The organism is Pseudomonas sp. BAV 4579 (assembly GCF_009765395.1).
GTDB classification, from domain to species: domain Bacteria; phylum Pseudomonadota; class Gammaproteobacteria; order Pseudomonadales; family Pseudomonadaceae; genus Chryseomonas; species Chryseomonas aestiva.
This window is the reverse complement of sequence record NZ_WHOV01000124.1, coordinates 1-23,924: the sequence shown is the minus strand read 5'-3', so window position 1 is coordinate 23,924 and position 23,924 is coordinate 1. Positions and strand designations below refer to the sequence as shown.

The 23,924-nt window shown below is 67.4% G+C and carries 25 protein-coding genes; 1 reads left to right on the top strand and 24 read right to left on the bottom strand.

Features of this window, described 5'->3' with window-relative positions:
• Positions 1 to 251 precede the first annotated feature (251 nt).
• The 22 genes from GSQ95_RS20555 to GSQ95_RS20450 all read right to left on the bottom strand — a co-directional run bounded on the left by GSQ95_RS20555 (position 252) and on the right by GSQ95_RS20450 (position 19,222).
• On the bottom strand, positions 252 to 488 hold the full coding sequence (locus GSQ95_RS20555) for a hypothetical protein (RefSeq protein WP_158894323.1): 237 nt from the start codon (positions 486 to 488) through the stop codon (positions 252 to 254).
• A gap of 59 nt (positions 489 to 547) precedes the next feature.
• The gene (locus GSQ95_RS20550) at positions 548 to 997 is read right to left on the bottom strand and encodes an excinuclease (RefSeq protein WP_158894320.1); all 450 of its coding nucleotides are present in this window, start codon (positions 995 to 997) and stop codon (positions 548 to 550) included.
• Between the two features lie 101 nt (positions 998 to 1,098).
• Entirely contained in the window at positions 1,099 to 1,497 is a 399-nt protein-coding gene (locus tag GSQ95_RS20545; RefSeq protein WP_133862242.1) for a hypothetical protein, read from the bottom strand.
• 23 nt (positions 1,498 to 1,520) lie between these two features.
• Positions 1,521 to 2,753: a beta-ketoacyl-ACP synthase gene (locus GSQ95_RS20540; protein ID WP_158894317.1), complete on the bottom strand. Its 1,233-nt coding sequence runs from the start codon at positions 2,751 to 2,753 to the stop codon at positions 1,521 to 1,523.
• A complete protein-coding gene (gene fabG, locus GSQ95_RS20535) occupies positions 2,753 to 3,490 on the bottom strand; it encodes a 3-oxoacyl-ACP reductase FabG (RefSeq protein WP_158894298.1) in 738 nt (245 codons plus the stop codon). The genes GSQ95_RS20540 and fabG overlap by 1 nt, the downstream gene beginning before the upstream one ends.
• Entirely contained in the window at positions 3,487 to 3,936 is a 450-nt protein-coding gene (locus tag GSQ95_RS20530; RefSeq protein WP_158894296.1) for a hotdog family protein, read from the bottom strand. The genes fabG and GSQ95_RS20530 overlap by 4 nt, the downstream gene beginning before the upstream one ends.
• Positions 3,933 to 5,117: a beta-ketoacyl-[acyl-carrier-protein] synthase family protein gene (locus tag GSQ95_RS20525; protein WP_158894294.1), complete on the bottom strand. Its 1,185-nt coding sequence runs from the start codon at positions 5,115 to 5,117 to the stop codon at positions 3,933 to 3,935. The genes GSQ95_RS20530 and GSQ95_RS20525 overlap by 4 nt, the downstream gene beginning before the upstream one ends.
• Entirely contained in the window at positions 5,114 to 5,614 is a 501-nt protein-coding gene (locus tag GSQ95_RS20520; protein WP_158894292.1) for a hypothetical protein, read from the bottom strand. The genes GSQ95_RS20525 and GSQ95_RS20520 overlap by 4 nt, the downstream gene beginning before the upstream one ends.
• A complete protein-coding gene (locus GSQ95_RS20515; protein WP_158894289.1) occupies positions 5,611 to 6,858 on the bottom strand; it encodes an NAD(P)/FAD-dependent oxidoreductase in 1,248 nt (415 codons plus the stop codon). The genes GSQ95_RS20520 and GSQ95_RS20515 overlap by 4 nt, the downstream gene beginning before the upstream one ends.
• The gene (locus GSQ95_RS20510) at positions 6,851 to 9,175 is read right to left on the bottom strand and encodes an MMPL family transporter (protein WP_158894286.1); all 2,325 of its coding nucleotides are present in this window, start codon (positions 9,173 to 9,175) and stop codon (positions 6,851 to 6,853) included. The genes GSQ95_RS20515 and GSQ95_RS20510 overlap by 8 nt, the downstream gene beginning before the upstream one ends.
• Positions 9,172 to 9,756 (bottom strand): outer membrane lipoprotein carrier protein LolA, encoded by a 585-nt coding sequence (locus GSQ95_RS20505; protein ID WP_158894283.1) that lies wholly within the window; start codon positions 9,754 to 9,756, stop codon positions 9,172 to 9,174. Before GSQ95_RS20505 ends, GSQ95_RS20510 begins: the two co-directional genes overlap by 4 nt.
• Positions 9,744 to 10,178, bottom strand: a complete 435-nt coding sequence (locus GSQ95_RS20500) for a thioesterase family protein (RefSeq protein ID WP_158894280.1) — start codon at positions 10,176 to 10,178, stop codon at positions 9,744 to 9,746. The genes GSQ95_RS20505 and GSQ95_RS20500 overlap by 13 nt, the downstream gene beginning before the upstream one ends.
• On the bottom strand, positions 10,171 to 11,697 hold the full coding sequence (gene hutH, locus GSQ95_RS20495) for a histidine ammonia-lyase (protein ID WP_158894277.1): 1,527 nt from the start codon (positions 11,695 to 11,697) through the stop codon (positions 10,171 to 10,173). Before hutH ends, GSQ95_RS20500 begins: the two co-directional genes overlap by 8 nt.
• A complete protein-coding gene (locus GSQ95_RS20490; protein WP_158894274.1) occupies positions 11,687 to 12,607 on the bottom strand; it encodes a glycosyl transferase in 921 nt (306 codons plus the stop codon). The genes hutH and GSQ95_RS20490 overlap by 11 nt, the downstream gene beginning before the upstream one ends.
• A complete protein-coding gene (locus GSQ95_RS20485; protein WP_158894272.1) occupies positions 12,604 to 13,341 on the bottom strand; it encodes a glycosyltransferase family 2 protein in 738 nt (245 codons plus the stop codon). Before GSQ95_RS20485 ends, GSQ95_RS20490 begins: the two co-directional genes overlap by 4 nt.
• Positions 13,338 to 14,984: an AMP-binding protein gene (locus GSQ95_RS20480; protein WP_158894270.1), complete on the bottom strand. Its 1,647-nt coding sequence runs from the start codon at positions 14,982 to 14,984 to the stop codon at positions 13,338 to 13,340. The genes GSQ95_RS20485 and GSQ95_RS20480 overlap by 4 nt, the downstream gene beginning before the upstream one ends.
• Positions 14,981 to 15,553, bottom strand: coding sequence for a hypothetical protein (locus GSQ95_RS20475; protein WP_158894268.1), 573 nt, complete (start codon positions 15,551 to 15,553; stop codon positions 14,981 to 14,983). The genes GSQ95_RS20480 and GSQ95_RS20475 overlap by 4 nt, the downstream gene beginning before the upstream one ends.
• Before the next feature lie 10 nt (positions 15,554 to 15,563).
• The gene (locus tag GSQ95_RS20470) at positions 15,564 to 15,818 is read right to left on the bottom strand and encodes an acyl carrier protein (protein ID WP_133862227.1); all 255 of its coding nucleotides are present in this window, start codon (positions 15,816 to 15,818) and stop codon (positions 15,564 to 15,566) included.
• A gap of 10 nt (positions 15,819 to 15,828) precedes the next feature.
• Positions 15,829 to 16,089 carry a phosphopantetheine-binding protein gene (locus GSQ95_RS20465; protein WP_017642722.1) on the bottom strand — a complete coding sequence of 87 codons (261 nt, stop codon included), beginning with the start codon at positions 16,087 to 16,089 and terminating at the stop codon, positions 15,829 to 15,831.
• Positions 16,082 to 16,849 carry a 1-acyl-sn-glycerol-3-phosphate acyltransferase gene (locus GSQ95_RS20460; RefSeq protein WP_158894266.1) on the bottom strand — a complete coding sequence of 256 codons (768 nt, stop codon included), beginning with the start codon at positions 16,847 to 16,849 and terminating at the stop codon, positions 16,082 to 16,084. The genes GSQ95_RS20465 and GSQ95_RS20460 overlap by 8 nt, the downstream gene beginning before the upstream one ends.
• On the bottom strand, positions 16,846 to 17,568 hold the full coding sequence (locus GSQ95_RS20455; protein ID WP_158894263.1) for a beta-ketoacyl synthase chain length factor: 723 nt from the start codon (positions 17,566 to 17,568) through the stop codon (positions 16,846 to 16,848). The genes GSQ95_RS20460 and GSQ95_RS20455 overlap by 4 nt, the downstream gene beginning before the upstream one ends.
• 367 nt (positions 17,569 to 17,935) lie before the next feature.
• Complete coding sequence (locus tag GSQ95_RS20450) at positions 17,936 to 19,222, bottom strand: MFS transporter (RefSeq protein WP_158894261.1); 1,287 nt, start codon at positions 19,220 to 19,222, stop codon at positions 17,936 to 17,938.
• A gap of 107 nt (positions 19,223 to 19,329) precedes the next feature.
• Here GSQ95_RS20450 and GSQ95_RS20445 point away from each other — a divergent pair, with 107 nt between their 5' ends.
• The gene (locus GSQ95_RS20445; RefSeq protein WP_158894258.1) at positions 19,330 to 20,214 is read left to right on the top strand and encodes a LysR substrate-binding domain-containing protein; all 885 of its coding nucleotides are present in this window, start codon (positions 19,330 to 19,332) and stop codon (positions 20,212 to 20,214) included.
• Between the two features lie 32 nt (positions 20,215 to 20,246).
• Here GSQ95_RS20445 and GSQ95_RS20440 read toward each other — a convergent pair whose 3' ends face one another.
• Entirely contained in the window at positions 20,247 to 21,836 is a 1,590-nt protein-coding gene (locus tag GSQ95_RS20440) for a TIGR04141 family sporadically distributed protein (RefSeq protein WP_158894256.1), read from the bottom strand.
• 25 nt (positions 21,837 to 21,861) lie between these two features.
• Positions 21,862 to 23,706, bottom strand: coding sequence for an NERD domain-containing protein/DEAD/DEAH box helicase (locus tag GSQ95_RS20435; RefSeq protein ID WP_158894254.1), 1,845 nt, complete (start codon positions 23,704 to 23,706; stop codon positions 21,862 to 21,864).
• Positions 23,707 to 23,924 lie beyond the last annotated feature (218 nt).

The window sequence follows — 23,924 nt, the reverse complement described above, 5'->3', positions numbered from 1 at the left end:
GAGGGCTGGGGTGAGGGTGGCCAAACGCCAAAATTAAGCTGTTGGGCTTCGCTGCGCTCAGCGCCAACCTACAGGGCATACGGGTAGGGTGCCTTTCACCGTTGGCAGCGGCGCCCGTTAGTGGAAAAGGCTGCGCCGTTTTCCACGCTACGGGATTCAACCGCCCCCTCTCCCTCCGGGAGAGGGCTGGGGTGAGGGCGGCCAGACATCGCGCGTCCCGCCCGTTGGGCTTCGCTGCGCTCAGCGTCAACCTACGAAGCCAGCGGCTCCACTTGGATATCCGTCAGTCCATGCACCTCCGCCTGGCGCAGGATGGCCGCGGCGGGGGCATCGGCGGGCGGCAGCGCCAGGCTGTTCTCGGCGTCGGCGCGCAGTTGTTCCAGCACGGCCAGGGCGGCTTCATGGGGCGCGAGCGTCGCCTGCGGATGCTCGAGATCAAGCTGACGGGACTCGCCGTCCTTGCGGTAGTGGACGCGAAACGTGGGCATGGCGGCGGCCTCTAGGTAGGTCTCTAGAAAGACCCACCCGGCCGCGCCGCCGTTCCGAGCTACTTGAGGATGACCAGCTTGCCCTTGAGGGCGACACCGGCCATGAGGGCGCCGGCGTGGCACTCGTAGCGGGTGGGATCGCTCCACTCGTTCTTCTTGTAGTAGCTGGTGATGTCGGTGACCGCATTGGCACCGGCGGCCTTGGCCGCTTCCTGCAGGCGGATCAGCGCCGATTGCAGCACCCAGCGGCAGGCGACCTCGTCGGTCTTGTTGAAGGCGTTGGTCTTCTGGTTGGTGGTGATGCTGGAGTTGACCACCGTGGCCTTACCCGGCACCGGGTTGCCGGCCAGGTAGAACTTCACGCTGCCATCCAGACGCTTGGCGGCCAGGGCTTCCTGGACGACTTCGGCGAAGGGCAGTTGCAGGGTGGTGTCGCGGGCCTGGGCGGCGCTGGGCAGCAGGGTGGCGAGGCTCAGGGTAAGGGCGAGGGTGGAGGCTAGGGTACGCATGGCGACTTCCTTGTGGTGGTGGGGATGACTGTTTAACCCAGAACGGCCGCGCCGTCAGCCTGGAGAGCGGCGTTCTGCGCTATCGCGCAGGCCGCGGGCGGTCACTCCGCGTCGGCTGCGGGGGCGGGCAGCTGCAGTTGCCGGCGGATGTCGGCGTCGAGCAGCTGGACCCATTTGTTGTAATTGCGATGGATGCGTTCGCCGTCGTAGTCGAGGCCGGCGCTGTCGCGGTAGCGGATCTGGTAGCCCTTGGTGCTGTAGGGGATATCGACCCAGGCCTGGTGGCGATCGCGCACTACGATGCTGGCGACCACCAGGCCGGGGCTCTCCTGGCCGACGCTCCAGCCACGGCGCTCGAGGGTGTCGACGATGGCGCGGCGGACATCGGCGGCGTTCTCCGTGCGGTCGGCGGGAAAGACTTCCTGGGGCGTCACCAGGGGCGCGCGGGTGCAGGCCGCCAGGAACAGCAGCGCGGAGACGAGCAGCAGGCGACGCAACATGGGAGTACCTCGGGCTATGGCCATCAGGACCAGCGACGGAAGATCAGCGAGGTGTTGACCCCGCCAAAGGCGAAATTGTTGTTCATCACGTGATCGGTACGCAGGGTCCGCGGTCCGTCACGCAGATAGTCCAGCTCGCCGCACTGGGGGTCCAGGTCATCGAGGTTGAGCGTCGGCACGAACAGCTCCTCGTTCATCATGGCGATGCTGAACCAGGACTCCAGGGCGCCGCAGGCACCCAGGGTATGGCCCAGGTAGCTCTTCTGCGAGCTGATGGGCATGCGGGTGCCGAACAGCGCCTGGGTGGCGCGGGTCTCGGCGATGTCGCCCTGTTCGGTGGCGGTGCCGTGGCCGTTGACGTAGCCGATGGCCTCCGGCGTCAGCCCGGCGTCTTCCAGGGCCAGCTCCATGGCGCGCTGCATGGTGGCCTGTTCGGGGCGGGTCGAGTGCTGGCCGTCGGCGTTGCTGCCGAAGCCGACGATCTCGGCATGGATGTGCGCGCCCCGCGCCAGGGCGTGTTCCAGCTCTTCCAGCACCAGGATGCCGGCGCCCTCGCCGATCACCAGGCCGTCGCGTCCCCGTTCGTAGGGCCGCGGCGAGGTGTGGGGGGCGTCGTTGCGCAGGCTGGTGGCATAGAGGGTGTCGAAGACCATGGCCTCGCTGGGGCAGAGTTCTTCGGCGCCGCCCGCCAGCATCAGCGGCAGACGGCCGAACTTGATGGCCTCGTAGGCGTAGCCGATGCCCTGGCTGCCGCTGGTGCAGGCGCTGGAGGTGGGGATCAGCCGGCCCTTTAAACCAAAGAACAGACTCAGGTTGGCGGCCGCCGTGTGCGGCATCATGCGCACATAGGTGTTGGCGTTGAGGCCCACCGCGGCGTCGCTGAGCAGCATGTTGGCCAGCGCCTTGATGTCGTCGGTGCTGCCGGTGGAGGAGCCGCAGGCCACGCCCATGCGGCCGTCGGTGATGCGCGGGTCATCCAGCAGTCCGGCATCGGCCAGGGCGCGCTCGCCGGCGGCCACCGCCAGCTGGGAGACGCGGCCCATGCTGCGCAGCTGCTTGCGCGTCCAGTGGCCGGGCACCTGGAAGTCGACGATGGGTCCACCCAGGCGGGTGTTCATCTCGGTGTAGCGATCCCAGGCGTCCATGCGGCGGATGCCGCTGTAGCCGGCGAGAAAATGGTCGCGGATGGTCGGCCAGTCACTGCCCAGGGCGGTGACGCCGGCCATCCCGGTGATCACGACGCGGCGCGCGCTCATCAGCACAGCCCTCCGTTGACCGCCAGAACCTGGCGGGTGATGTAGCCGGCCTCGGGTGCGAGCAGGAAGGCCACCGCATGGGCCACCTCCTCGGGGGTGCCCAGGCGCCCGGCGGGGATCATTTCGAGGATCTTGTCCACCGGTACGTGCTCGTCGAGGATCTCGGTGTCGATCAGCCCCGGCGCCACGCAGTTGACGGTGATCCTGCGCTTGGCCAGCTCCACGGCCAGGGCCTTGGCGGCACCGATCAGCCCCGCCTTGGAGGCGCTGTAGTTGACCTGGCCGCGATTGCCGATCAGCCCGGAGACCGAGGTGATGCAGACGATACGCCCCGGCGCGCGGCGGCGGATCATCGGCATGACCACCGGGTGCAGGACATTGTAGAAGCCGTCGAGATTGGTGCGCAGGACCACGTCCCAGTCCTCGCCGGTCAGCGCCGGAAAGGCGCCGTCGCGGGTCAGGCCGGCGTTGCAGACCACACCATAGTAGCCGCCGTGGGCTTCGGTATCAGCTTCGAGGATGGCCGCGCAGGCGGCGCGGTCGCCGACGTCGAATTGCAGCACCCGGGCGTTGCGGCCCAGGGCCTCCACCTCGACGCGGACGGCCTCGGCTTCTTCGCGACGGCTGCGGCAGTGCAGCACCAGGTCGTGCCCGGCGGCGGCCAGGCGCAGGGCGATGGCGCGGCCCAGGCCGCGGCTGGAACCGGTCACCAGGACCGGAGCGGGGGCGACGCTCATGGCGCGGGCTCCTCTAGATACAGATCCGCCCGGGGCGGACGATAGACGTTCAGGCGGGCGCTGGCCTGGCAGCCAGGGCCCTGCAGGTGGCAGTCGAAGATGGCCATGCCATCGTCGTTCTGCAGTGCCGGCCGGGCCTGGATGCGCAACTCACCGCCGGCGGGAAAGGCCGCCACGTCGCAGGCGAACTGGCGGGTGCCGAGCAGGAAACCCAGCGCCGGGGCCTCGCCGCGACGGCGCGCCTGGCAGCCGGCGAAGGCGGCCACGCTCTGGGCCATCAGCTCCACGCCGATCCAGGCCGGCAGGGCGCCGTCGGCGTCGGTGAAGAGGCCAGGGCGCACCACCAGGCGGGTCTCGATGCCCTGGTCGTCGCAGGCGAGGATCTCCTCGATCAGCAGCATGTCGCCGGCGTGGGGCACCAGCTCGGCGAGGGGCCAGGGGATCATGGCGTGGCTCCGAGGATGAGGCTGACGTTGCTGCCGCCAAAGGCGAAGCTGTTGCTCATGGCGTGGCGGCGACCGTCCAGGCGGCTGTCGCCCGTGGTCAGCGCCAACTGTGGCAGGGCCGGATCGGCCTGGCCGTCCCAGCGCTGCGGCGGCAGCTGGCCGGCCGGGTTGAACTGCGGGTCCAGGGTCAGCCAGGCGAAGGCGGCTTCCAGGGCGCCGGCGGCGCCGAGGGTATGGCCGGTCAGCGGCTTGGTCGAGGAGCAGGGCACCCCGGCCGGGAATACCTCATGGGTGGCGTGGCTTTCCATGGCGTCATTGTGTGGCGTGGCGGTGCCGTGCAGGTTGAGATAGCCGATGTCGCCCGGCTGCAGACCGCTGGCGCGCAGCGCCGCCTGCATGGCCTGGACGGCGCCGCGACCGCTGGGATCGGGGGCGGAGATATGGTGGGCATCGGAACTGGCGCCGCCGCCGCGCAGGGCGATGGGGCCGGGTTCGCGGGTCAGCAGGAACAGTGCCGCGCCCTCGCCGATGTTGATGCCGCAACGATTGACCGAGAAGGGATTGCACAGCGACTCGCTGACCGCTTCGAGGGCGGCGAAGCCGTTCAGGGTCAGGCCGCAGAGGCTGTCGACACCCCCGCAGAGCACCGCATCGCAATGGCCCTGGACCAGTAGCCGACGGGCGCTGAGCAGGGCGCGGGCGCTGCTGGTGCAGGCGGTGGACAGGCCGTAGCAGGGGCCGCTCAGGCCCAGGTAGCGGGCGAGGAAATCCGCCGGCGCCACCAGTTCCTGCTGGGCGTACTGATAGCCCTCGGGCAGCTGGCCGCTGCGCTGGTGCACGGCGATGCCCTGGCTGGCCTCGTGAATGCCCGAGGTGCTGGTGCCCAGCACCACGCCGATGCGGGCGGGGCCATGGCGCTCGATGGCCTGGCGCACCTGGGGCTCGATCTCGGCCAGGGCCGCCAGCAGGAGCTGGTTGTTGCGACTGAAATAGGGCGTCCAGGCCGCTGGCCAGGCCGGCAGCGGGGCGCTGACGGTGCCCACCGGTGGCTGGCGCTCGGGAATCCAGCCCGGGGTGGGCTGCATGCCCGCCGTGTCGCCGGCGAACAGACCGCGCGCCACCTCGGCCTTGCCCTGGCCCAGGGCGCAGAGCAGTCCCAGGGCGTTCAGGTAGGCGCTCAAGGCGCGGACTCCGGCAGCAGGGTCAGGCGATAGCGCGACCCGTCCGGCGCCTCCAGCTCCAGGCGCTCGGCAGCGGGGTAGCGCACCTGCCAGTCCTTGAGGCGGCGACTGCCGTTGGCGTCCCTGTGCCAGTCGCCCGCGGCATAGGCCCGCGGCAACTGGTCGGTCGGGGTCAGGGCGAACAGCAGCACGCTGAAGAAGGTGCGCGCCCGGGGATTGGGCGGCAGCAGGCCGTCGGCGTGCCAGGCGCCGTCGAGCAGCCGCTGGCGCGCCTGGGGCACGCCCAGGGGATCGAACAGCGAAAAGCGCAGGGCCTGACCTTCCGGCTGGATGGCCAGCAGCAGGGCGTCATTGCCCTCAACGGTCTGGCGCTCCACCTGGTAGACCAGGGCGCGCGCCAGCGGCGGCGGATTGCTGGGCAGTGGCGGCTGGCTGGCGCAGGCGGCGAGCAGCAGCAGGCAGGCCAGTGCGAAGACGAACGGACGGGGCAGGGTCATGCAGGATGGGCCGAATTCAGCTGACAGAGCTCGACGAGCAGGCGCAGGCGCCGCTTGGGCTCCTTGACGAAGGGGTTGCGAAGGTCCCAGGCGTAGCCGGCGAGAATGGCGCAGATCATGCGCTTGATCTCGGGATCGGCGTTCTCGAAATAGATGACGTCCTGGAAGCTGCCATCGTACCAGCCCTCCACATAGGCACGGAACGTATCGACGCCCGCCTTGAGCGGGCGGGCGAATTCGCCCTCCCAGTCCACCGCCTCGCCACGCAGCTGGCGATCCACCAGGGGCGCGGCCAGGCTGGCCGAGCGCAGGGCGATGGTGACGCCCGAGGAAAACACCGGATCGAGGAATTCGGCGGCGTTGCCCAGCAGGGCGAAGCCGGGGCCGTGCAGGCGCTTGACGTTGGCCGCATAGCCGCCCAGCTCGCGCACCGGGGTATCCCAGACCGCATTGTGCAGCACCCGGGCCAGGCTCGGGGTCTCGGCGACCCAGTCGCGCAGACAGGTGGCGAGATCGGGGGCGCGTCCGGCATAACGCTCGGCGGCGGCCACCACCCCGAGCGAGGTGCGGCCGTCGCTGAAGGGGATGGTCCAGAACCAGACGTCGCGCAGGGTTGGATGGGTGGTGATGAGGATGCGTTCGCGGTCGAAGCCAGGATCGTCGATGCGATCCTCGACATGGGTGAAGAGGGCGCGACGCGGGGGGAAGTCCGAAGGGGCTTCCAGGTCCAGCAGGCGTGGCAGCACCCGCCCGTAGCCGCTGGCGTCGAGCAGGAAGTCGGTGGTCAGCGCATAGGCCTGGCCGTCGTCGCCCAGCATCTCGATCCGGGTCTTTTCACCGCCTTCGCCCAGGGTCACGGCGGTGACGCGCTGGCCGTAGCGGATCGCCACGCCCTGGCGCGCGGCGTCATCGGCGAGGATCTTGTCGAAGGGGCCGCGCTGGACCTGGAAGGTGCTGCGGCCACCACTATAGGTGTCGCGAAAGTCGAAGTCGGTGTAGCACTCGCCCCAGGCGAAGGCCGCGCCGACCTTGGTCTGGAAACCGGCGGCCTCGACCGCCGGCAGCATCCCGGCTTCCTCGACGAAGTCCAGGCTGTGGGAGAGCAGGCTCTCGCCGATGGAAAAGCGCGGAAAGTGCTGGGCTTCCAGCACCAGCACCGGATGGCCGCGACGCTTGAGCAGGGCGGCGACCACGGCGCCGGCCGGGCCGGCACCGATGACGACCAGGGGGTGATGTTCAACCATGACGAAGGTCCTTTTCGTGGGAGACGGGGGGCGAAGCCCAGGGCGCCAGCAGGAAGCTGAATACCAGCCCCAGGCTGATGGCGAGGCCGAAGTTGGCGATGGCCGGGGTGCTGCTGAGCATCAGCAGACCGAACGACAGCCAGCTGCCGACGCCGGACAGCAGGCCGCCGAGCAGACTGACCGCCGCGCCGCCGATGGCCTCGTGCATGAGGATGGCGTAGTCCACGCCGATGGCGGTGATGAGCAGCAGGGCGAAGAGGCTGAACAGGGTCAGCGGCTGGCCCAGCCAGCCCAGGCAGGCCAGGGCCGCGAGGGCCGCCAGCAGTGGCAGGCAGACGATGCGCAGCGCCGCGCGGCGACCGAAGGCCCAGAGCAGCAGGAGGAAGATGGCCCCCGAGGCCAGCAGCTTGAGTTCCACCGCCAGGCGCTGGGTATGGAGGAACAGTCCGCGCAATTCGCCGAGGCGATCCACCAGCTGCACCTTGGGCAAACCCTCGGCCACCGTCTGCAGCATCTGGGCGTTGCCCAGCCCTTGCAGGCTGACCAGGCCGGCCGCGTTGCCGTCGGCCGTGTGGCCCAGCCAGAGCGGTCGCCAGGGCTCGCCCAGCGGGCCGGCCAGGGCCCGGTCGAGACTCAGGTCGGGTAGCTGCTGCAATAGCTTGAGTTCGGCGTCCAGCGCCTCGGCCGGTATGCCTACCGCCAGCAGGGGTTGCAGGCGCTCGCCCCAACCGGCCAGCGCCTGGCGCAATTCGGCCTGGGCCGCAGCGGGGGCGACCAGACCACTGAGGGCGCGATAGCCCTGCAGCTGGCCCTGACTGACCAGGCTATCCAGGCGCTGACCCAGGGCGGCCTGGCGGCGCAGCACCTCATCGGCATCCGCCCCGCGCACCAGGAAGAACTGGCTGGTGGGTTGCAGCCCGGTGAGGCGGGCGATGGCCTGGGCTTCGCGGGTCAGGGCCGGGTCCTGGCCAAGCCAGAGGCGCAGGTCGTTCTGCAGGTGCAGTTGCCAGACGCCGGCGCCGCAAAAGGCCAGCAGCGCCAGCAGCAGCGGCAGGCTGCCGGTGCGCGCCAGCAGGCGCAGCCGCAGGTCGAGCAGACGCTGCATCAGCCGCAGCGGCGCGGCGGGCGGTGCCAGGTCCAGGCGCTGCCACCAGGCCGGCAAGAGGCAGACGGTGGTGAGGTAGGCGCCGATCAGGCCGGCGGCGGAAAACGCCGCCACCTGGGTCAGCGCCGGAAAGGGCGTGCAGGCCAGCGCCAGGTAGCCCAGCAGATTGGTCGCCAGGCTCAGGGACAATCCCGGCAGCGTCTCGCGCAGGATGGCCGTGGCGTCCCAGGGGCCGCCCTTCCAACTCTTGCTCAGGTAGTGCAGCGGATAGTCGGCGGCCACCCCGGTCAGGCTGGCGCCGAGGATCAGGGTGAGGGCGTTGATCTGGCCGAACAGCAGCACGCAGGCAGCGCTGCCGGCCAGGAGCGCCACGCCCACCGCCAGCAGGCTGAGCAGCACCCGCCAGCGGCGGAACAGCCCCAGCAGCAGGGCCAGGGTACCAAGGGTGGCCAATCCGCCGATCAGCGACATCTCGCGACTGGCGGTGGCCTGGCCGGCGGCGGCGTATCTCAGGCCGCTGGCGGCGAGTAGCTGACCGCCCTCCGCGACCACCTCACGGCGGGCGGCTTCGATCAGGGCTTCCACCCGGGGCGGGGCATCGAAGTCGAAGGCATCGGCGCGGGTACGGGCGCGGATCAGGGCCCAGGTCAGGCCATCGCCCTGGGTCAGCAGCAAGCCGCTGCCAGCGTCGAATTGCACCTTGCTGGCCGGGGTGAGCTGGCGCTGCAGCAGCAGGCCGAGGCCGAACCAGTCCTCTTCCAGGGGCAGGGCGCCGGCGCCAGCGAAGGGATCGAAAAGCGCGGCGGCGCGGGCCTGCAGATAGCTGTCGGGCGTCTTGAGCAACTCGTCGCGCGCCGGCCCCGGTGCCAGCGCCAGGCGGCTGGCCAGGAGTTGCTGGCGCAGGCCGGGCAGGTCCGGCGTCAGCTGCCACTGCACCTTTTCGAACAGCGGTTCCCGCGACCAGGCCTGGCCCAGGCGCTCGGCCAGGGCCGGCAGCCGTTCGCGCTGGGGATGGCCCACCAGCAGCAGCACCTCGCGATTGAGCGGTTCGGCCATGCGCGCCTCGGCCTGCAGGGTGAGGGCATCACCGGCGCCCTGGGGCAAGAGCGCCAGCAGGTCGGCCGCCACCGGAGGTCCGTGGCGCCACTGCCAGGCGCTGAGCGCCAGCAGGGCGAGCAGGAACAGCAGGAAGGGGCGCTGCAGCCGGGTCACTGGAAGACCGCGCGCTGCTCGGCGCTCAGGGTGTCGCCCGGCTGGCCGTCCAGTTTGAGCAGGCTGCGGTCGCCCTGGGTCTCGCGGATCTCCACCTGTTCGACCAGGGCGCCGCCCTGGATGAGGATGCCGTCGAACACCTGCTTGAGCAGGGCGCCGCGTGGGGTCAGGCGCAGCTGCCAGTGATTGGCGTCGCCGGTCAGGGCCAGCTCGAAGTCGCGTTCCAGGCCGCTGCGATCACCGCCGAGCACGGCCAGGAACAGCGCGCTCTGGCGCGCGGCCAGGTCGCTGCCGGGCAGGGGCGTCCAGCCCGTCGGCGTCTGCTTGGCGATGGCCCCGGGGGTGATGCGATAGGTCTGCGCCAGCGGCTTTTCCAGCTGCCAGAGCAGGCCCAGGCCGCGGGCCAGGGTGAAGTGACCGCTGCTGGTCAGCGGCTGCGGCAGGGCGCGCAGATAGCGCTGCTGGACGAAGCTGCCCGCGACCGCCGCGGGGCGTGCCAACTGGGCGGCCAGGTCGTCGAGATCGAAGGCCTGGGCCAGGGGCGCGGCTAGGATGAATAGCAGAGCGATCAGCGTGCGCATGCCAGGGCCCTCTCCACGGCGTCGATGAAGACCTTGGGCGAGGCCAGCTGCATCTCGCGGCTGGCCAGGTCCACGGCGACCTGCACGGTGCTGGCGCGGGTCAGGCGCTCGCCGGTGGCCGCGTCAGTGATCAGGTAGTTGAGCTTGAGGCGGTTCTCCCACTCCACCAGATCGGCCCTTACCCGCACGCGCTGCTGAAACAGCAGGGGGCGGATGTAGCGGATCTGCAGGTCGATCACCGGCCAGCCGTAGCCGGAGTCGCGCATCTGCAGGTAGTTATGGTCAAGGCGGTCGAGCAGCGCGCAGCGCGCGACCTCCAGGTACTTCACATAATGGCCGTGCCAGGCGATTTCCATCATGTCGACGTCGAAGAAGGGGATCTGCATCTCCACCTCGACCTGCAGGGCACCGGTCTTACGCATAGAGCCTCCAGTGGCGGGCGCGAATCAGGGTCAGGGTCTGGCGCAATTCGGCTTCCAGGGCACGGTCTTCGATCAGCGGCGGGAAGGTCTCGCCCAGCGCGCGGTGCATGGCGGCCAGGGGCGCGGGCGGTTGCCCGCCCTGCTCGCACCTGAGCCAGACGCCCTGCTGGGCGGCCAGCAGGGTGGCGGCGGCCACCTGCTCGGTGAGCTCCAGCACGCGCAGGGCGTCGCGGGCGGCGATGGTGCCCATGCTGACCTTGTCCTGATTGTGACATTCGGTGGAACGGGAGAAGACGCTGGCCGGCAGGGTGCCCTTGAGCGCCTCGGCGGTCCAGGCGCTGGCGCCGATCTGCACCGCCTTGAAACCATGGTTGAGCATGGCGCGTTCGGCCGGTGCGCCGGAGAGATTGCCCGGCAGGCCATGGTTGTAGCGCGCATCCACCAAGAGGGCGAGCTGCCGGTCGAGCAGGTCGGCGACGTTGGCCACCAGGGTCTTGAGGCTGTCCATGGCGCAGGCGATATGGCCGCCATAGAAGTGGCCGCCGTGCAGCACCCGCTCGTCTTCGGCGTCGATCAGCGGATTGTCGTTGGCGCTGTTGAGTTCGGTCTCGATGAACTGGCGCAGCCAGGGCAGGCTGTCGGCCAGCACTCCCAGCACATGGGGCGCGCAGCGCAGCGAATATCTGTCCTGCAGGCGGTGCAGGGGCGCGGCCGGACCTTCGGCGGCCAGATCCGCGCGCAGCCAGGCGGCCACCTGGCCCTGGCCCGGATGGGGCTTGGCGGCGAACAGGCGCTGGTCGAAGTGCTCGGGGTTGCCGGCCAGGGCCACCACGTTGAGCGCGGTGATGCGGGTGGCCAGGCGCAGCAGGTACTCGGCGCGGGAGAAGGCCAGGCAGGCCAGGCCGGTCATCACCGCGGTGCCGTTCATCAGCGCCAGGGCTTCCTTGGGTCTGAGCACCAGCGGCGTCCAGCCCAGCTCGGCATGGACGTCCGCCGCTTCCCGTATCTCTTGGCGCCAGAGCACCTGGCGCTCGCCGCAGAGGGCGGCAGCGACATAGGACAGCGGGGTGAGATCGCCACTGGCGCCCACCGAACCCTCTTCGGGGATCAGCGGCAGGATGTCTTCGCGCAGGAAGGCGGTGAGGCGTTCGAGCAACTCGACGCGCACCCCGGAGACGCCCTGGCAGAGCGACTGCAGCCGCGCGGCCAGCACCGCGCGGGTCGCCGCCGCATCCAGATGGCGCCCCAGGCCGCAACCGTGGAAGGTGTAGAGCTGGCGCGGCAGTGCCTCGACCTGGGCCAGGGGCACGGCGACCACGCAGGAATCGCCATAGCCGGTGGTGATGCCGTAGACCGAACCCTCGCGGGCCAACAGCGACTCGACGAAGAGTGCGCCGCGGGCGATGCCGTCGCGAAAGGCGGCGTCGTCCTGCAATTCGGCCTGGGCGCGGCCCTCGGCCAGGGCGACCAGGTCTTCGATGGCGAGGGCCTGGCTACCAAAGCGAACACTAGCGTTCATCGCGACTCCAGAAGGGGTAGAAGTTGAACCACTGCCGCGGCGCCTTGAGGCAATGGGCGGCAAGGCGCTCGGCATAGGCCTGGGCCAGGCCCTGGATACCGGCGGCGCGCTCCTGGCGACGCCAGGCCGGGGCCGGGGCGAAGTCTTCCAGGTAGAGGTGGTAGCCGTCGGCTTCGCGCAGGCAGAACAGCAGATTGGTCGGGCAGCGCAGCAGGTGCGCCAGCAGCCAGGGGCCCTGGGGGAAGGGCGCCGGGGCGCCGAGGAAATCCACCTCGACGGTCCGGCCGCCGTGCAGCGGTACCCGGTCACCGGCGATGGCCAGCCATTCGCCGCGCTCCAGGCGCTCGCTGAGCTGCAGCATCACCGCCGGGTCCAGCTCGCTGACCTGGATCAGCCGCAGATCGCTGGCGCCGGCTTCTTCCAGCAGGCGATTGAAGGCCTCGGCGTGACGAGTGTGTACCAGTACGTTGAGCCGCACCCGCCGCCCGAGCTGGGCCAGGGCGCGACAGACTTCGAGGTTGCCCAGGTGGGCGGTGACCAGGATCTCGCCGCGCGGACCGTGCATGCGGCTGTGCACCTGATCCGGGTCGTGCAGTTGCACCTGATCCAGGCCGAGGCGGCCGTTCCAGGCATCGAGCTTGTCCAGCAGGGCTTCGGCGAAGGCCATGAACTGGGCATAGCCGCTGCGCCAACTGGGCTGCAGGTCGGGACGACCGCTCCAGTCGGCCAGGCGCTGCTGGTACTCGCGGATGCCACGGCGGGCGCGGGCGCCGAACAGGAAGAAGTACAGCACGATCAACCGCAGCAGCGGAGCGATGGCGCGGCGGCCCAGGTGCCGCGCCAGCCAGGCGGTGAGGCGCATCAGCACGGGGCTGCCGCGCTCGCGCTGCTGCGCCCAGTGGCCGCTCATCCGCGCACCCGGCGCCAGAGCAGGCGCGGCGCGCGCAGCAGCATGCCGAAGAACAGTCGGGTGTGCATGCGCGAGATCAGCACGTTGTCCTGCCAGAGGCGAAAGTGCGAGCGGCCATCCAGCGGATAGTGCACCCGGGTCGGCCGCCAGCGCATGGGCTGCTCGCGCCAGGCCAGGCGCACCAGGATCTCCGGATCGAAATCCATGCGCCTGCCCAGGCCACCGGCGCGGATCACCGCCAGGGTCGGCGCCAGCGGATAGACGCGAAAGCCGCACATGCTGTCGCGGATCGCCAGCGACAGGCTGTTGATCCACACCCAGACATGGGTGAGGTAGCGGGCATAGAGCCGGCCCTTGGGCACCGAGTCGTCGAATTGCGGATAGCCGCAGATCAGCGCGTCTGGATAAGCCTGGGCCTCGGCGAGAAAGGCGGCCACGTCGGCCAGGTCGTGCTGGCCGTCGGCGTCCACCTGCAGGGCATGAGTGAAGCCCAGCCGCTGCGCCTCGGCGAGGCCGGCCATCACCGCGCCGCCCTTGCCCTGGTTGACCGGCAGGCGCAGCAGATGGACGTCGGCTTGGGTCGCCAGGTCGTCCATCACCTGGGCGCAGGCGGGGCTGGAGGCGTCGTCCACCAGTACGCAGGGCAGGGCGCGCTGGCGCAGCGCCTGGACCACCAGCGGCAGGGCGTGCTCATGGTCGAACACCGGGATCACTGCGCAGGCGCGAAAGCTCAAGACCGCACCCCCTTGAGCAGGATGCGCCCGGAGGAGCAGGCCGCGGTGCCCTGGCGAAAGGCGAAGTGCAGCTTGCTGCGGGTGGCGTCGAAGTGGAAGGTCAGGGTCACCCGGTCGCCGGGGCGCAGCAGCTGCTGGAATTTCAGCACCTCCATCCCGGCGAAGTCCGCGGGCAGATCCAGGTGCTGACGGGCCAGGCGCTGGGCCCAGCCGACCTGCACCACCCCGGGCACCACCGGCGCCGTGGGGAAGTGGCCGGAAAAGAACGCCAGGTCCGGGGCGACTTCCAGCTCCAGGCGCCAGCCGTCCGCGGTCCGCTCGACGCCGAGCGGTTCGATCTCCACCGGCCGTGGCTGGGCGAGCAGGCGCTCCACCTCGGCCTGGGCCAGCTTGCCCTGGGCGCTGTAGGGCAGCGCCAGCAGCAGGCGCCAGCGGCGCGGCAGGGCGATGGCCTCGCAATGGCCGACCAGGTGTTCGCGCAATTCGGCCACCAGGGCGCGGCGACCGCCATTGCGCAGCTGGTGCAGGCCGTGCTCGCTCAGGGCGAGCAGGGCGCCGAGCAGGGCGCGACCCTGCTGCACCACGCCCAGGCGGACGTCGGCGACGGCAGGATGGTCGAGCAGGCGCGCTTCCAGTGCCGGCAAGGCGATGCGCTTCTCTTCCAGTTTGACGATGCGATCCAGGCGCCCGAGCAGTTCGAAGCGACCGTCACCCAGCAGGCGGACGTCGTCCATGGTCTGCTCGCGCACGCCCTGAGGCAGATAGGGCGAGGTCAGCCAGAGCGCGCCGTCAGCGTCCTGGCCCAGCTCCAGGTCGGCGAAGGCCTGCCAGGGCTGCGGGCCCTGGCGCCAGGCGATGCCGCCGGTCTCGGAGCTGCCATAGACCTCGGTGGGATACTGGCCGAAACGGCTCTGGCAGGCCGTCGCCGCCGCTTCCGGCAGCACGCCGCCAGAGGAAAACACCCGTACCACCTGAGCGAGGATGGCGTCGTCGAGGTTCTCGCCCAGGCGCTTGAGCAGCGCCGGGCTGCTGATCCACACCACGCGGCGGCCTTCGCGCAGCAGGGCGGTGGTCTCGCGCTGCAGCTCCTCGGTGAAGGGCAGCGCCTGGCGGGCGAAGGGGCGACCGGCGCAGAGCGGCCAGAGCACGCGAAACAGCAGGCCATAGATGTGCTGGGTGGAGACGCTGCCAAGGAGGGTCGCGTCGCCAAGAGAGCTACCCCACAGCCGCTCCAGGGCGGCGACCTCGTTGGCCAGCTGGAACAGCTGCTTGGCGATCAGCTTGGGCTCGCCACTGGAGCCCGAGGTGCTCAGGGTCAGCAGTGGTGCCTGGAGGTCGAGCGCGGCGGGCGCCAGGGGCTCGGCAGCGGTCCAGCCGTCGAGACTATCAAGCCAGGCATCGAGTCTAGGCATCAGCCGAGCACGGGTGGCGGGCTGGGCGTCGGCCGGCAGGCTCACCTCGATGCCGGCGCGCCAGGCACCGAGCAGGGCGCAGGCCAGGTCCTCGGCATCGTCCAGGTGCAGCGCCAGGCGCTTGAGGCCAGCGGTCTGGAAGGCCGCCGCCAGACTCAGGGCGCGCTGCTTGAGGGCCGCATCCAGCGGGCTCGCGGCGCCCAGCAGCTCGGCGAGAGGGGTGAACGTCATGGCAGCCTCCGCACGCGCTGGCGGACCAGCCATTCACCGGCGAACAGCAGGCCCATCAGGCCATAGGCGATGACGCCGGTATAGAGTGTCCACCAGGCCAGCGGCGCCCAGAGCGCCAGGGCAGCGGCGGTGAGCGCATTGAACAGAAAGAACAGGCACCAGACCTGGGTCACCCGGCGGGTATAGCGCACCGCACGGGGTGGCAGCTCGGGTTCGCGCAGCCGCGCCAGGCGCTCGATCAGCGGCTGGCCGCGCAGCAGGCTCAGGCCGAACACCGCCAGCAGGAAGAGGCTGAGCAGCACCGGATACCAGCGCAAGAGCACGGCGGCGTCACTCAGGGCCAGCAGCAGGCAGAAGCCCAGGGCGACCAGGGCGGTGCCGCGCTGCAGGCCGTTGAGGCCGGGTTGCAGCAGGCGCAGGCCCCAGAGGGCACCGAGACCGGCGGCGAACAGGCGCGGCGAGAGGTGCTGCAGGCCGAAGTAGACGGCGAAGGGATAGGCCAGGCCGAGCAGGAGCAGCAGGGCACTGGCGACCAGGCCTAGGGGGGGGCGGGAAGGCAGGGCACTCATGGGCGGCGGATCAGGCGTCCGCCTGGCTGATGCGGTAAACAGCCTCGACCACGTCACCCACGGTACGCACCTGGCGGAATTGCTCGGCGGCGATCTTGTGCCCGGTCTGACGGCGCAGGTGGTCGATCAGGTCGACGGCGTCGATGCTGTCGATCTCCAGGTCCTCGTAGAGGTTGGCGTCCAGGGTCACCCGCTCGGGCTCCAGTTCGAAGAGTTCGACCAGGGCGCTGCGCAGGGTCTCGAAGATGGCTTCACGGCTTTGCATGGCGATCTCCTCAGGCGGCGCGCTGGGCGGCGACGAAGGCCGCAAGGGCGTTGACGTTGGCGAAATGGGTGCGGGTGTCCTTGGCTTCGGCGTCGATGCGGATGCCGTAGCGCTTCTGGATCGCCAGGCCCAGCTCCAGGGCGTCCACCGAATCCAGGCCCAGGCCGTCGCCGAACAGGATCTGGTCGTCGCCGATGTCGTCGACGGTGACGTCCTCGAGGCCGAGCGCCTCGATGATCAGGCTTTTGAGCTCAAGGTTGAGATCAGTCATGGTTGCCGGTTTCCTTCAGGTAGAGCTGGTGCAGCTGGTCGTTGAGTTCACGCGACGCCAGCGGCAGCGGCCGCCCGGCGAAGGTGGTGGGGTCGATGTCGGCGCCCACTTCCAGCTGGAAGTCGAAGCGCCGCGCGGGAATGCGATACCAGGGCGTGGCCTTGGTCAGGGTGCTGGGCACCACGCGGATAATGACCGGGGTGATGCAGCGGGCGCCGCGCAGGGCGATGGCCGCGGCGCCACGATGGAAGCGCGGCGGCTCGCCGGGGGTGGTGCGGGTACCCTCGGGAAAGATGATCAGCGTCTGGCCTTCGCGCAGGGCGTCGGCGGCTTCGTCGAGCATCTCGGCGCTGCCGTTGTTGCTGATGTAGCCGGCGGCCTGGATCTGCCGCTTGAGATAGGGGTTCTGCCAGAGGCCCTGCTTGACCACGCAATTGGCGTCGGGCACCAGGCCGATGAGCACCACCACGTCGATCAGCGAGGGGTGGTTGGCGATGATCAGCTGGCCCGGACGACCCAGCCGCTCGCGGCCCTGGATACGCAGATTCATCACCCGGGTCAGCACCATGAAGGCGACGAAGAAGCGGAACAGCCGGGCATTGGCCCGCCGCGCACGCTGGCGGCGGCGCAGGGGATCGCCCGGCAGCACCAGCAGGAGCGGCAGGATCAGCAGGCGAAAGACCAGGGCGCCGCAGCCGAACACCACGAAGTTGAGTCCCGTGGCCAGCAGTCGATAGCCGTAGTCCAGGCGGCCGCTCATCCGCAGGCCTCAGCCTGCCAGTGCCAGGCGCGCCCGGCATAGGCGAGATGCAGGGCGCCAGGCGCTTCCAGCAGGCGCAGCAATTCCAGGGCATGGGGCCAGACGCTGGTCGCGGCCTCCGCCGGGGCCGGTGCGCCGCTCAGGCCATGGCCGCTGCCAGGGGTGAGCAGCAGGCCCACGGCATAGGGAAAGGGAACATCGTCGATCTGCGGTGCATAGAGCGTCGGCGGCGCCTCTTCGGCGATCACCACCAGCACCCCGCTGGCGCCTTCGGCGAGCAGGGTGCAGGCCTCCAGCACGGCGTGTTCGAGCCCGTCGCGACCGGTGGCCAGGGCATTCATCTCGCTGTGATCGCCGCGCAGGATCGACCACTGGCCGATGATGGCGTTGTGCACCGAGAGGCTGAACTGGGTCGGGGAGAGCGGCTCGCCGCGGGCCAGTTCCTTGAGGATGGCCAGGGTGCGCGGGGTCTCGCCATGGCGCGAGGCGAAGATCAGCGGCAGCGGCTCGCCATGGGCGTCGGCCAGCGGCCAGGCGACCTGGAAGGTCATGCGTGCCAGTCGGCTCAGCCGGCGGCGCTGCATGGCCGGCAGGAAGCTGGCATCGGGTTGGCTGCCGTCGTCCGCCGGACGCCAGGGCGCGGCGCACCACTGCCGCCAGGCGTCCTGGTCGCCAAGACCAGGTGCCCAGGCGCGCCAATCGCTAATCTGGAAGTGCATGTTCACAGCCGAATCTACCCCGGAGCCTTGCGTGCTTGCCGTTTCATCTATCCCTGATGAGCAGGGTATTGCAGCGTTCGGCGCGCATTATCCAAGCGGCTCCCACCCTAGGCAAACATTTGTCTGAACTTTGCGAAGAGGTGACAGTCGCGCCGCCAAGCCAGGGACAGGCTAGCGTGGCGGGAGGCAGAGGGCCCCTTTTCAGGGCACGAAACGCCGCTCCGTGCGACGAGCGGCAGTGGAAACGGCGATTTAGGGAAGAGCGCTGAAGGTAAAGGTGAAGCTGTCGCTGACGGTTATCGCGATCATGGCTGCAGGGACCGCTCCACGGGCGTTTCAACCTCAAGGGAGCGGCCGAGGCCTGGCGTCACGCCGCTGGCAACGGCTGCAACCTGGACAGGCGGACCGCCACGGCCAGGGCTGCGAGCAGCAGGGCGCCGATGAACAGGCCGACGCCGGTCCAGCCCCCCAGGTGCCAGCAGACACCGCCCAGGGTGCCGGCCACGCTGGAACCGGCGTAGTAGCTGAACAGATAGAGCGAGGACGCCTGGCCACGCGCCTGGCGCGCCCGCCGACCCACCCAGCTGCTGGCCACGGAGTGGGCACCGAAGAAGCCAAAGGTGAACAGCAGCATGCCCGGCAGCACCAGCCACAGCGGGGTGAACAGGGTCAGCAGCAGCCCGCATAGCTTGAGCACGATGGCGCCAGCGAATACCTGCCGCCGGCCGAAGCGATCGGCCAGGCTGCCGAACTTGGCCGAGCTGTAGATCCCCGCCAGATAGACCAGTGACAGCACGCCGATCCAGGCCTGGCTCAGGTGGTAGGGCTCGGCCAGCAGGCGATAGGCGATGTAGTTGAACAGGGTGACGAAGGCGCCCATCAGCAGGAAGGCTTCCAGGAACAGCCAGGGCAGCCCGGCATCGCGAAAGTGCAGGGCATAGCCGGCGAGCAGGCTGCGCGGCCGCAGCGGCCGCAGCGGCCGCGGCTGAAAGCGCTTCGAAGCCGGCAGGCTGCGCTTGAACAGCAGCGCTGCCACCAGGGCCAGCACCCCCAGGGCGCCGAGGGCGATGCGCCAGGAGACGAAATCCACCAGCACCCCGCTGATCACCCGGCCGGACATCCCGCCCAGAGCATTGCCACTGATATAGAGGCCCATGGCATAGCCCAGGTGCTCGGGATGCACCTCTTCGGCCAGGTAGGTCATGGCCACCGCCGCCACCCCGGCCAGCGACAGCCCGACCAGCGCACGGGTCACCAGGATGCCGTCCCAGGTCGGCATCAGGGCGCTGAGTAGGGTAAAGGCCCCGGCGGCGAACAGCGCATAGACCATCACCGACTTGCGCCCGATGGCATCGGAGATCGGCCCGGTCACCAGCAGGCCGCAGGCCATGAGGCCGGTGGCCAGGGACAGCGACAGACTGCTGGCCGCGGCGGTAAGGCCGAAGGCCTGGGAAAAGATCGGCATCAGCGGTTGCACGCAGTAGAGCAGGGCGAAGGTGGCGAAGCCGCCGCAGAACAGCGCCAGGGCGGTGCGCAGGAACTGCGGCGTGCCCTTTTCGATGAAGGCGTCCGGTGCATGCTGCGACTCATTGGCGGCAGGACGGGTTTGCAGCGGCGGGGCAGGGGGCGTGGCGGACGACCGGGACGTGTTCACGGGTACCTCAGGGCAGGTCTGATCTCACCACCCTAGGCTGGTGGCTGCCATATATCCAATATATTGTCCGTCTCGATTGATAGGTTTTACGACTCAATGGAAGACGTATGGAATTGCGCCACCTGAGGTATTTCGTGGCGGTGGCCGAAGAGCTGCACTTCGGTCGCGCCGCCCAGCGCCTGAATCTCTCCCAGCCACCGCTCAGCCAGCAGATCCAGGCCCTGGAAACCGAGCTGGGCACGCGTCTGCTGGAGCGCACCAACCGACGCGTCGCCCTCACCGAGGCCGGCCGGCTGTTTCTCGACGAAGCCCGGCAGATCCTCCTGGCCAGCGAGCGCGCCGCCGAACGGGTCCGCCGCGCCGGCCGTGGCGAGACCGGGCAACTGCAGGTGGGCTTCAGCGCCTCTTCACCCTTCGTCGCCACCATCCCCAAGACGCTGTTCGCCTATCGCCGCGCCTATCCCGAGGTGCGCCTGCAACTGCAGGAGATGAGCAGCCGCGAACAGATCGACGCCATGCTCGCCGGCAACCTGCAGATCGGCCTGATCCGCCCCATCGAATTGCCCGACGCCCTGGTGGCGGTCGAACTCTTCCGCGAACCCCTGGTGGTCGCGCTGAGACAAGACCATCCCCTAGCCCAGCAGGGCAGCGGCCCACTGCCCCTGGCCGCGCTCGCCGAAGAATCCTTCGTCTACTTCCCGCGCAGCTTCGGTACCGGCCTCTACCAACAGCTCCACAGCCTCGCCGCCCGCGCCGGCTTCACCCCGCGCATCGTCCAGGAGGCCAGCGAAGTCCTCATCATCCTCGGGCTGGTCGCCGCCGGCCTCGGCGTCACCGTGCTGCCCGCCACCTACCAGCGCACCCAGATGGAAGGGCTGGTGTATCGGGAGCTGGACGATCCCGAGGCGACCTCGGCGGTGTGGTTGCTGCGGCGCCGGGATGAGGTGTCGCCGCAGGCGGAGGCGTTTGTGGGGTTGTTGATGAGACAGTAATGATATTCGGTTTCTTGATTTAATGGGTGACTTTAGACTTCTTGAAAGCAGACGTTATAACCACCTTTTTCTAGTTCTCTCAATAATCTTGCAATTCCGCATTTTGCGAAGAATGGAAGTGCCATGTGATCTTTTCCCATAAGTGCTAAGCAGAGATTCCACTCATGTCTTTTAGGTTGGCTCAAAATCCAACTTGTATCCCAGCTTTTGCCCATTTTTTGTATGCGCTCAGCTAGTTTCTTTCGATAGCTATCGTCTGCGCTAAAAAATATCTCTGCAGTGCGTCTCGTTTGTTCGCAAAGGTGGCTTACTCCTGCGGAGCCTGCAGGGTGTTTTACGAAGTATAGAGTTCGGGTTGGCCAATGCATAATATCGCAAAACTCAAAGCGTGATGTCCCTCCTCCAAAGTTTACTAGTTCTTTGTCAAAGAGCCAGAGGGATGAGTCTGAAAGGCAGGCTGTTTCGTTATACTCGCCCTCGTGGCTTTTCTTGTCCCAGGTACCTAACAGATATGGTGGTGGGCTGAGAGTTTGAAGGGTTTTGTGCGTTTGCTCTATAAATTGATGATTGGCTAGGTACCAATGACCTGATGAGATTATGTATGTTTTCCCCTCTTCAGAAACTTCGGCTCCAATGCAAGAGTACATGGAGCAACTACCTATCCGTTCTCGATTTTCATCAAGCATATTTATTGTGGTGCCGTATGAATTTTCAAGATTCATAGGGAGCTTCTTGCTATCAAGGTATTGCTTGCAGCTTGAAAGCGACAGGTAGGGTGATGTAGCTGGGGTTGAACTCATTCTGCCAATGACAAAGTGGTGGGGATAAGACTTTTCCCCATTTTTTTCGTTAGGTGCTGCTAAGGTGATTTTAAGGTTGGCGTCCGTAGAGCATAGGATGGAATTTAAAATACCATCCAAGATTAAAACTTTATCAGTGTCTTTTACTGGGCTTAGATTGTTTGCCTGTGGCCATCTATCCAGATGTTCGTTTGATTCGTGTCTTTCTATTAGAAGGTCAATCGTTTCAAGTATTCTGTGTATCTGAATTTCAATTTTTAGGGCGGTGCCTCCTCGAATCTTTTCGCCTAGAGTATTTTGATATCTGGCTTCTGGAGTGCCCTCTACTGCAGATACAAGGTCACGGTCCGACTCAAAGCCAAATTCTTTCGCAGATGAGGCCTGAGGTGCTCTTTCACTTGCGATATGTCGTTTTGCAAATACCTGTTCGGCTTTGACCTCTCGGACCTGGTTTTGGGGTATTGTCGATAGGGCTATAATCTTTCCAAAATCGGGTTCTATCCACTCTTCTTTAAGTCTGGAATGGGCATGGCCAAAGGTTAATGCGAAAGTTTTTCCTCTATGGTTTATCCAAATTATAGCGCTAGGGGACTGGCTTGTAGCATTAGGCTTTTCTTCTGTTGGAACTAAAGTGTGGGCTGCTGCAAGCCATTTGGGTATGTCTGATGTGAATGGGAGTAGGAAAAGGAAGCTGTCTGGAATGTTTTCGATTAATGGGTGGATTTCATCGCAAAAGCTCTCTATTTTGGATTGGGCTTCTTTGGATTTGTGACTTTTTAGTAAGTAAATGCTGGTGTTTATGGTTTCAATGGGTTTGCTCATTTTTCGTCCCTGAATAATGTAGCTGTTATTTTTCTAGACTAATCTTTATCTTTCTCGTGAATTCTGACTCATGCTTGTATGTCATCACCAACCGATCAATCGCTCGCGTCATCGCCACATACAGCAATCGCGCTTCATCAGCTTCCGGCTCGCCCTGCTTAGGCATTTCGCCGAGTCCCGGAATCAGCACCAGGCCGAATTCCAGCCCCTTGCTGGAGTGCATGCTGACGATCTTCAGGCTGTCTTCGGCGTCGTAGAGTTGGCCGCGGCCCTTGGTGCTGGCGCCGGAGCGGCAGGGGATGGCGACCTTTTTGAGTTCGTATTCGGCCTGGTAGGCCTGGCTGCTGCTGCGATAGAGGATGGCCATGTCGCTGAGCTGGCGGCCGTTTGCCTGTTCGTCGCGGATGCGGGCGATGAGCAGGTCCCACTCTTCGCGGTCGCTGCCGCACTGGATGAGTTCGGGGAAGGGGCCGCGACGGCCGGCGCTTTCCGGGGCGATCAGGGGTACGCCGTCTTCGCTGGCGTCGCGGTTGGTCAGCAATTCGGTGGCGAAAGCGCGGGCGACGGCGAGGATTTCCACCGTGTTGCGGTAGTTGAGCTTGAGGATGGTGGTGCGGCCCTGGGCCTGGATGCCGACGCTGGCGAAGCTGAAGTCCAGCGCCTTCTTGCCGCCCTTGCCGCGGTAGATGGCCTGGGCGTCGTCATAGAGCACCAGCAGGGACTGGGTGTTGGGATCGACCATCTGCACCACCAGCGTGAACCACTCGGGGGCGAAGTCGTGGCCTTCGTCGATCAGCACGGCGCTGTACTGGCCGCGGGGAATCTGGCCGCGGTCGACACCCTCGATGGTGCGCAGCACGTACTGCTCCATCTTGGCCGCTACCGGCAGGCGGTGGTCCGGCTTGTCCACCTGGTAGGCGGTGAGCATCTCGGCGCACCAGGCGTGAAAGTTCTGCACCACCACCCGTTCACCCAGGCCCTTCTGCTCGATCACCTGGCGCAGCCGGCCGGCCAGGGACTTGTTGTAGCAGAGCACCAGGATGGGTTTGACCGAGACCTTGGCCAGGTGGGCGCAGCGATAGCCGAGGATCATGGTCTTGCCGCTGCCGGCGGCGCCGTGGATGACGCGGTGGCCGTCGCCCAGGGAACGCGCCAGCTGTTCCTGTTGCAGGTCCATGACCTTGATCAGGCTGGGCAGCGGCGCCTCGGCGGCGTCGAACAGGCCGAATTGGCCGGGCTGGCTGTTGACCCGCACCTCGGGGTAGAGGTGATAGCGCACCCGGTCGATCTGCGGCAGGGTCAGGGCGCAGGGAAAGACATGGGGGAACATGTCCCAGAGGCGTTGCTGGAAGGCTTCCGGGTCGGCGGACTCGGTCATCTCGTCCTGGAAAAGCACGCGCTGGGGATCGAGGACGTCGGCGAGATCGGTCTGCTCGAATTGGCGCCGGGTGATGCCGGTGAGCACCACGCCCCAGCCCCAGGGCATGATCAGCTGGCCCGGATGGGGCGAGCCGGCGCTCTGGCGCAGCAACGGGTCCTTTTTCAGCAGCAGGTCGACTTCGAGGATGTAAGAGCGGGCTTGCAGCAGGGGATTGGCGACGGTCTTGAGGCCGTCCTGGGTATGCAGCCGCACCTTGCCCGGGGTGACGGATTCCAGGGTGGCCAGCTTCCAGTCCTTGACCTCCAGTACCAGGATGCCGCGACGCGGATGCAGTACGACGAAATCCGGGTAGCGCGCCTTGGGGCCTACCGGGACGTTGCTCCAGCAGAGGTAGTCGTCTTCGAGCAGTTTTTCCAGGCGTTCGGCGAAGCGGCGTTCACCGGGGGTATCGAACTGGCACTGGCTGCGAGCGGGGAAAAAGCGGGCCATCGGTCATCCATTCCGAGATGCGACAGGGCGCGGTAAAGCGAGATCTGGCGCACAAAAATCCTTTCGTCATACGTTAGTCAGGCAGGTGCGGCGGGTAAAGCGCGAGACGGGTGTTGCCGGGCGATTGGCCGAGTTGGCCGACCGATGGTGGCTGGCAGGTGGCCGGTATTGGGCTTCTTTGGGTGTGCTTTGAGATCGTTTGGGGTCTGGGTTGCCCT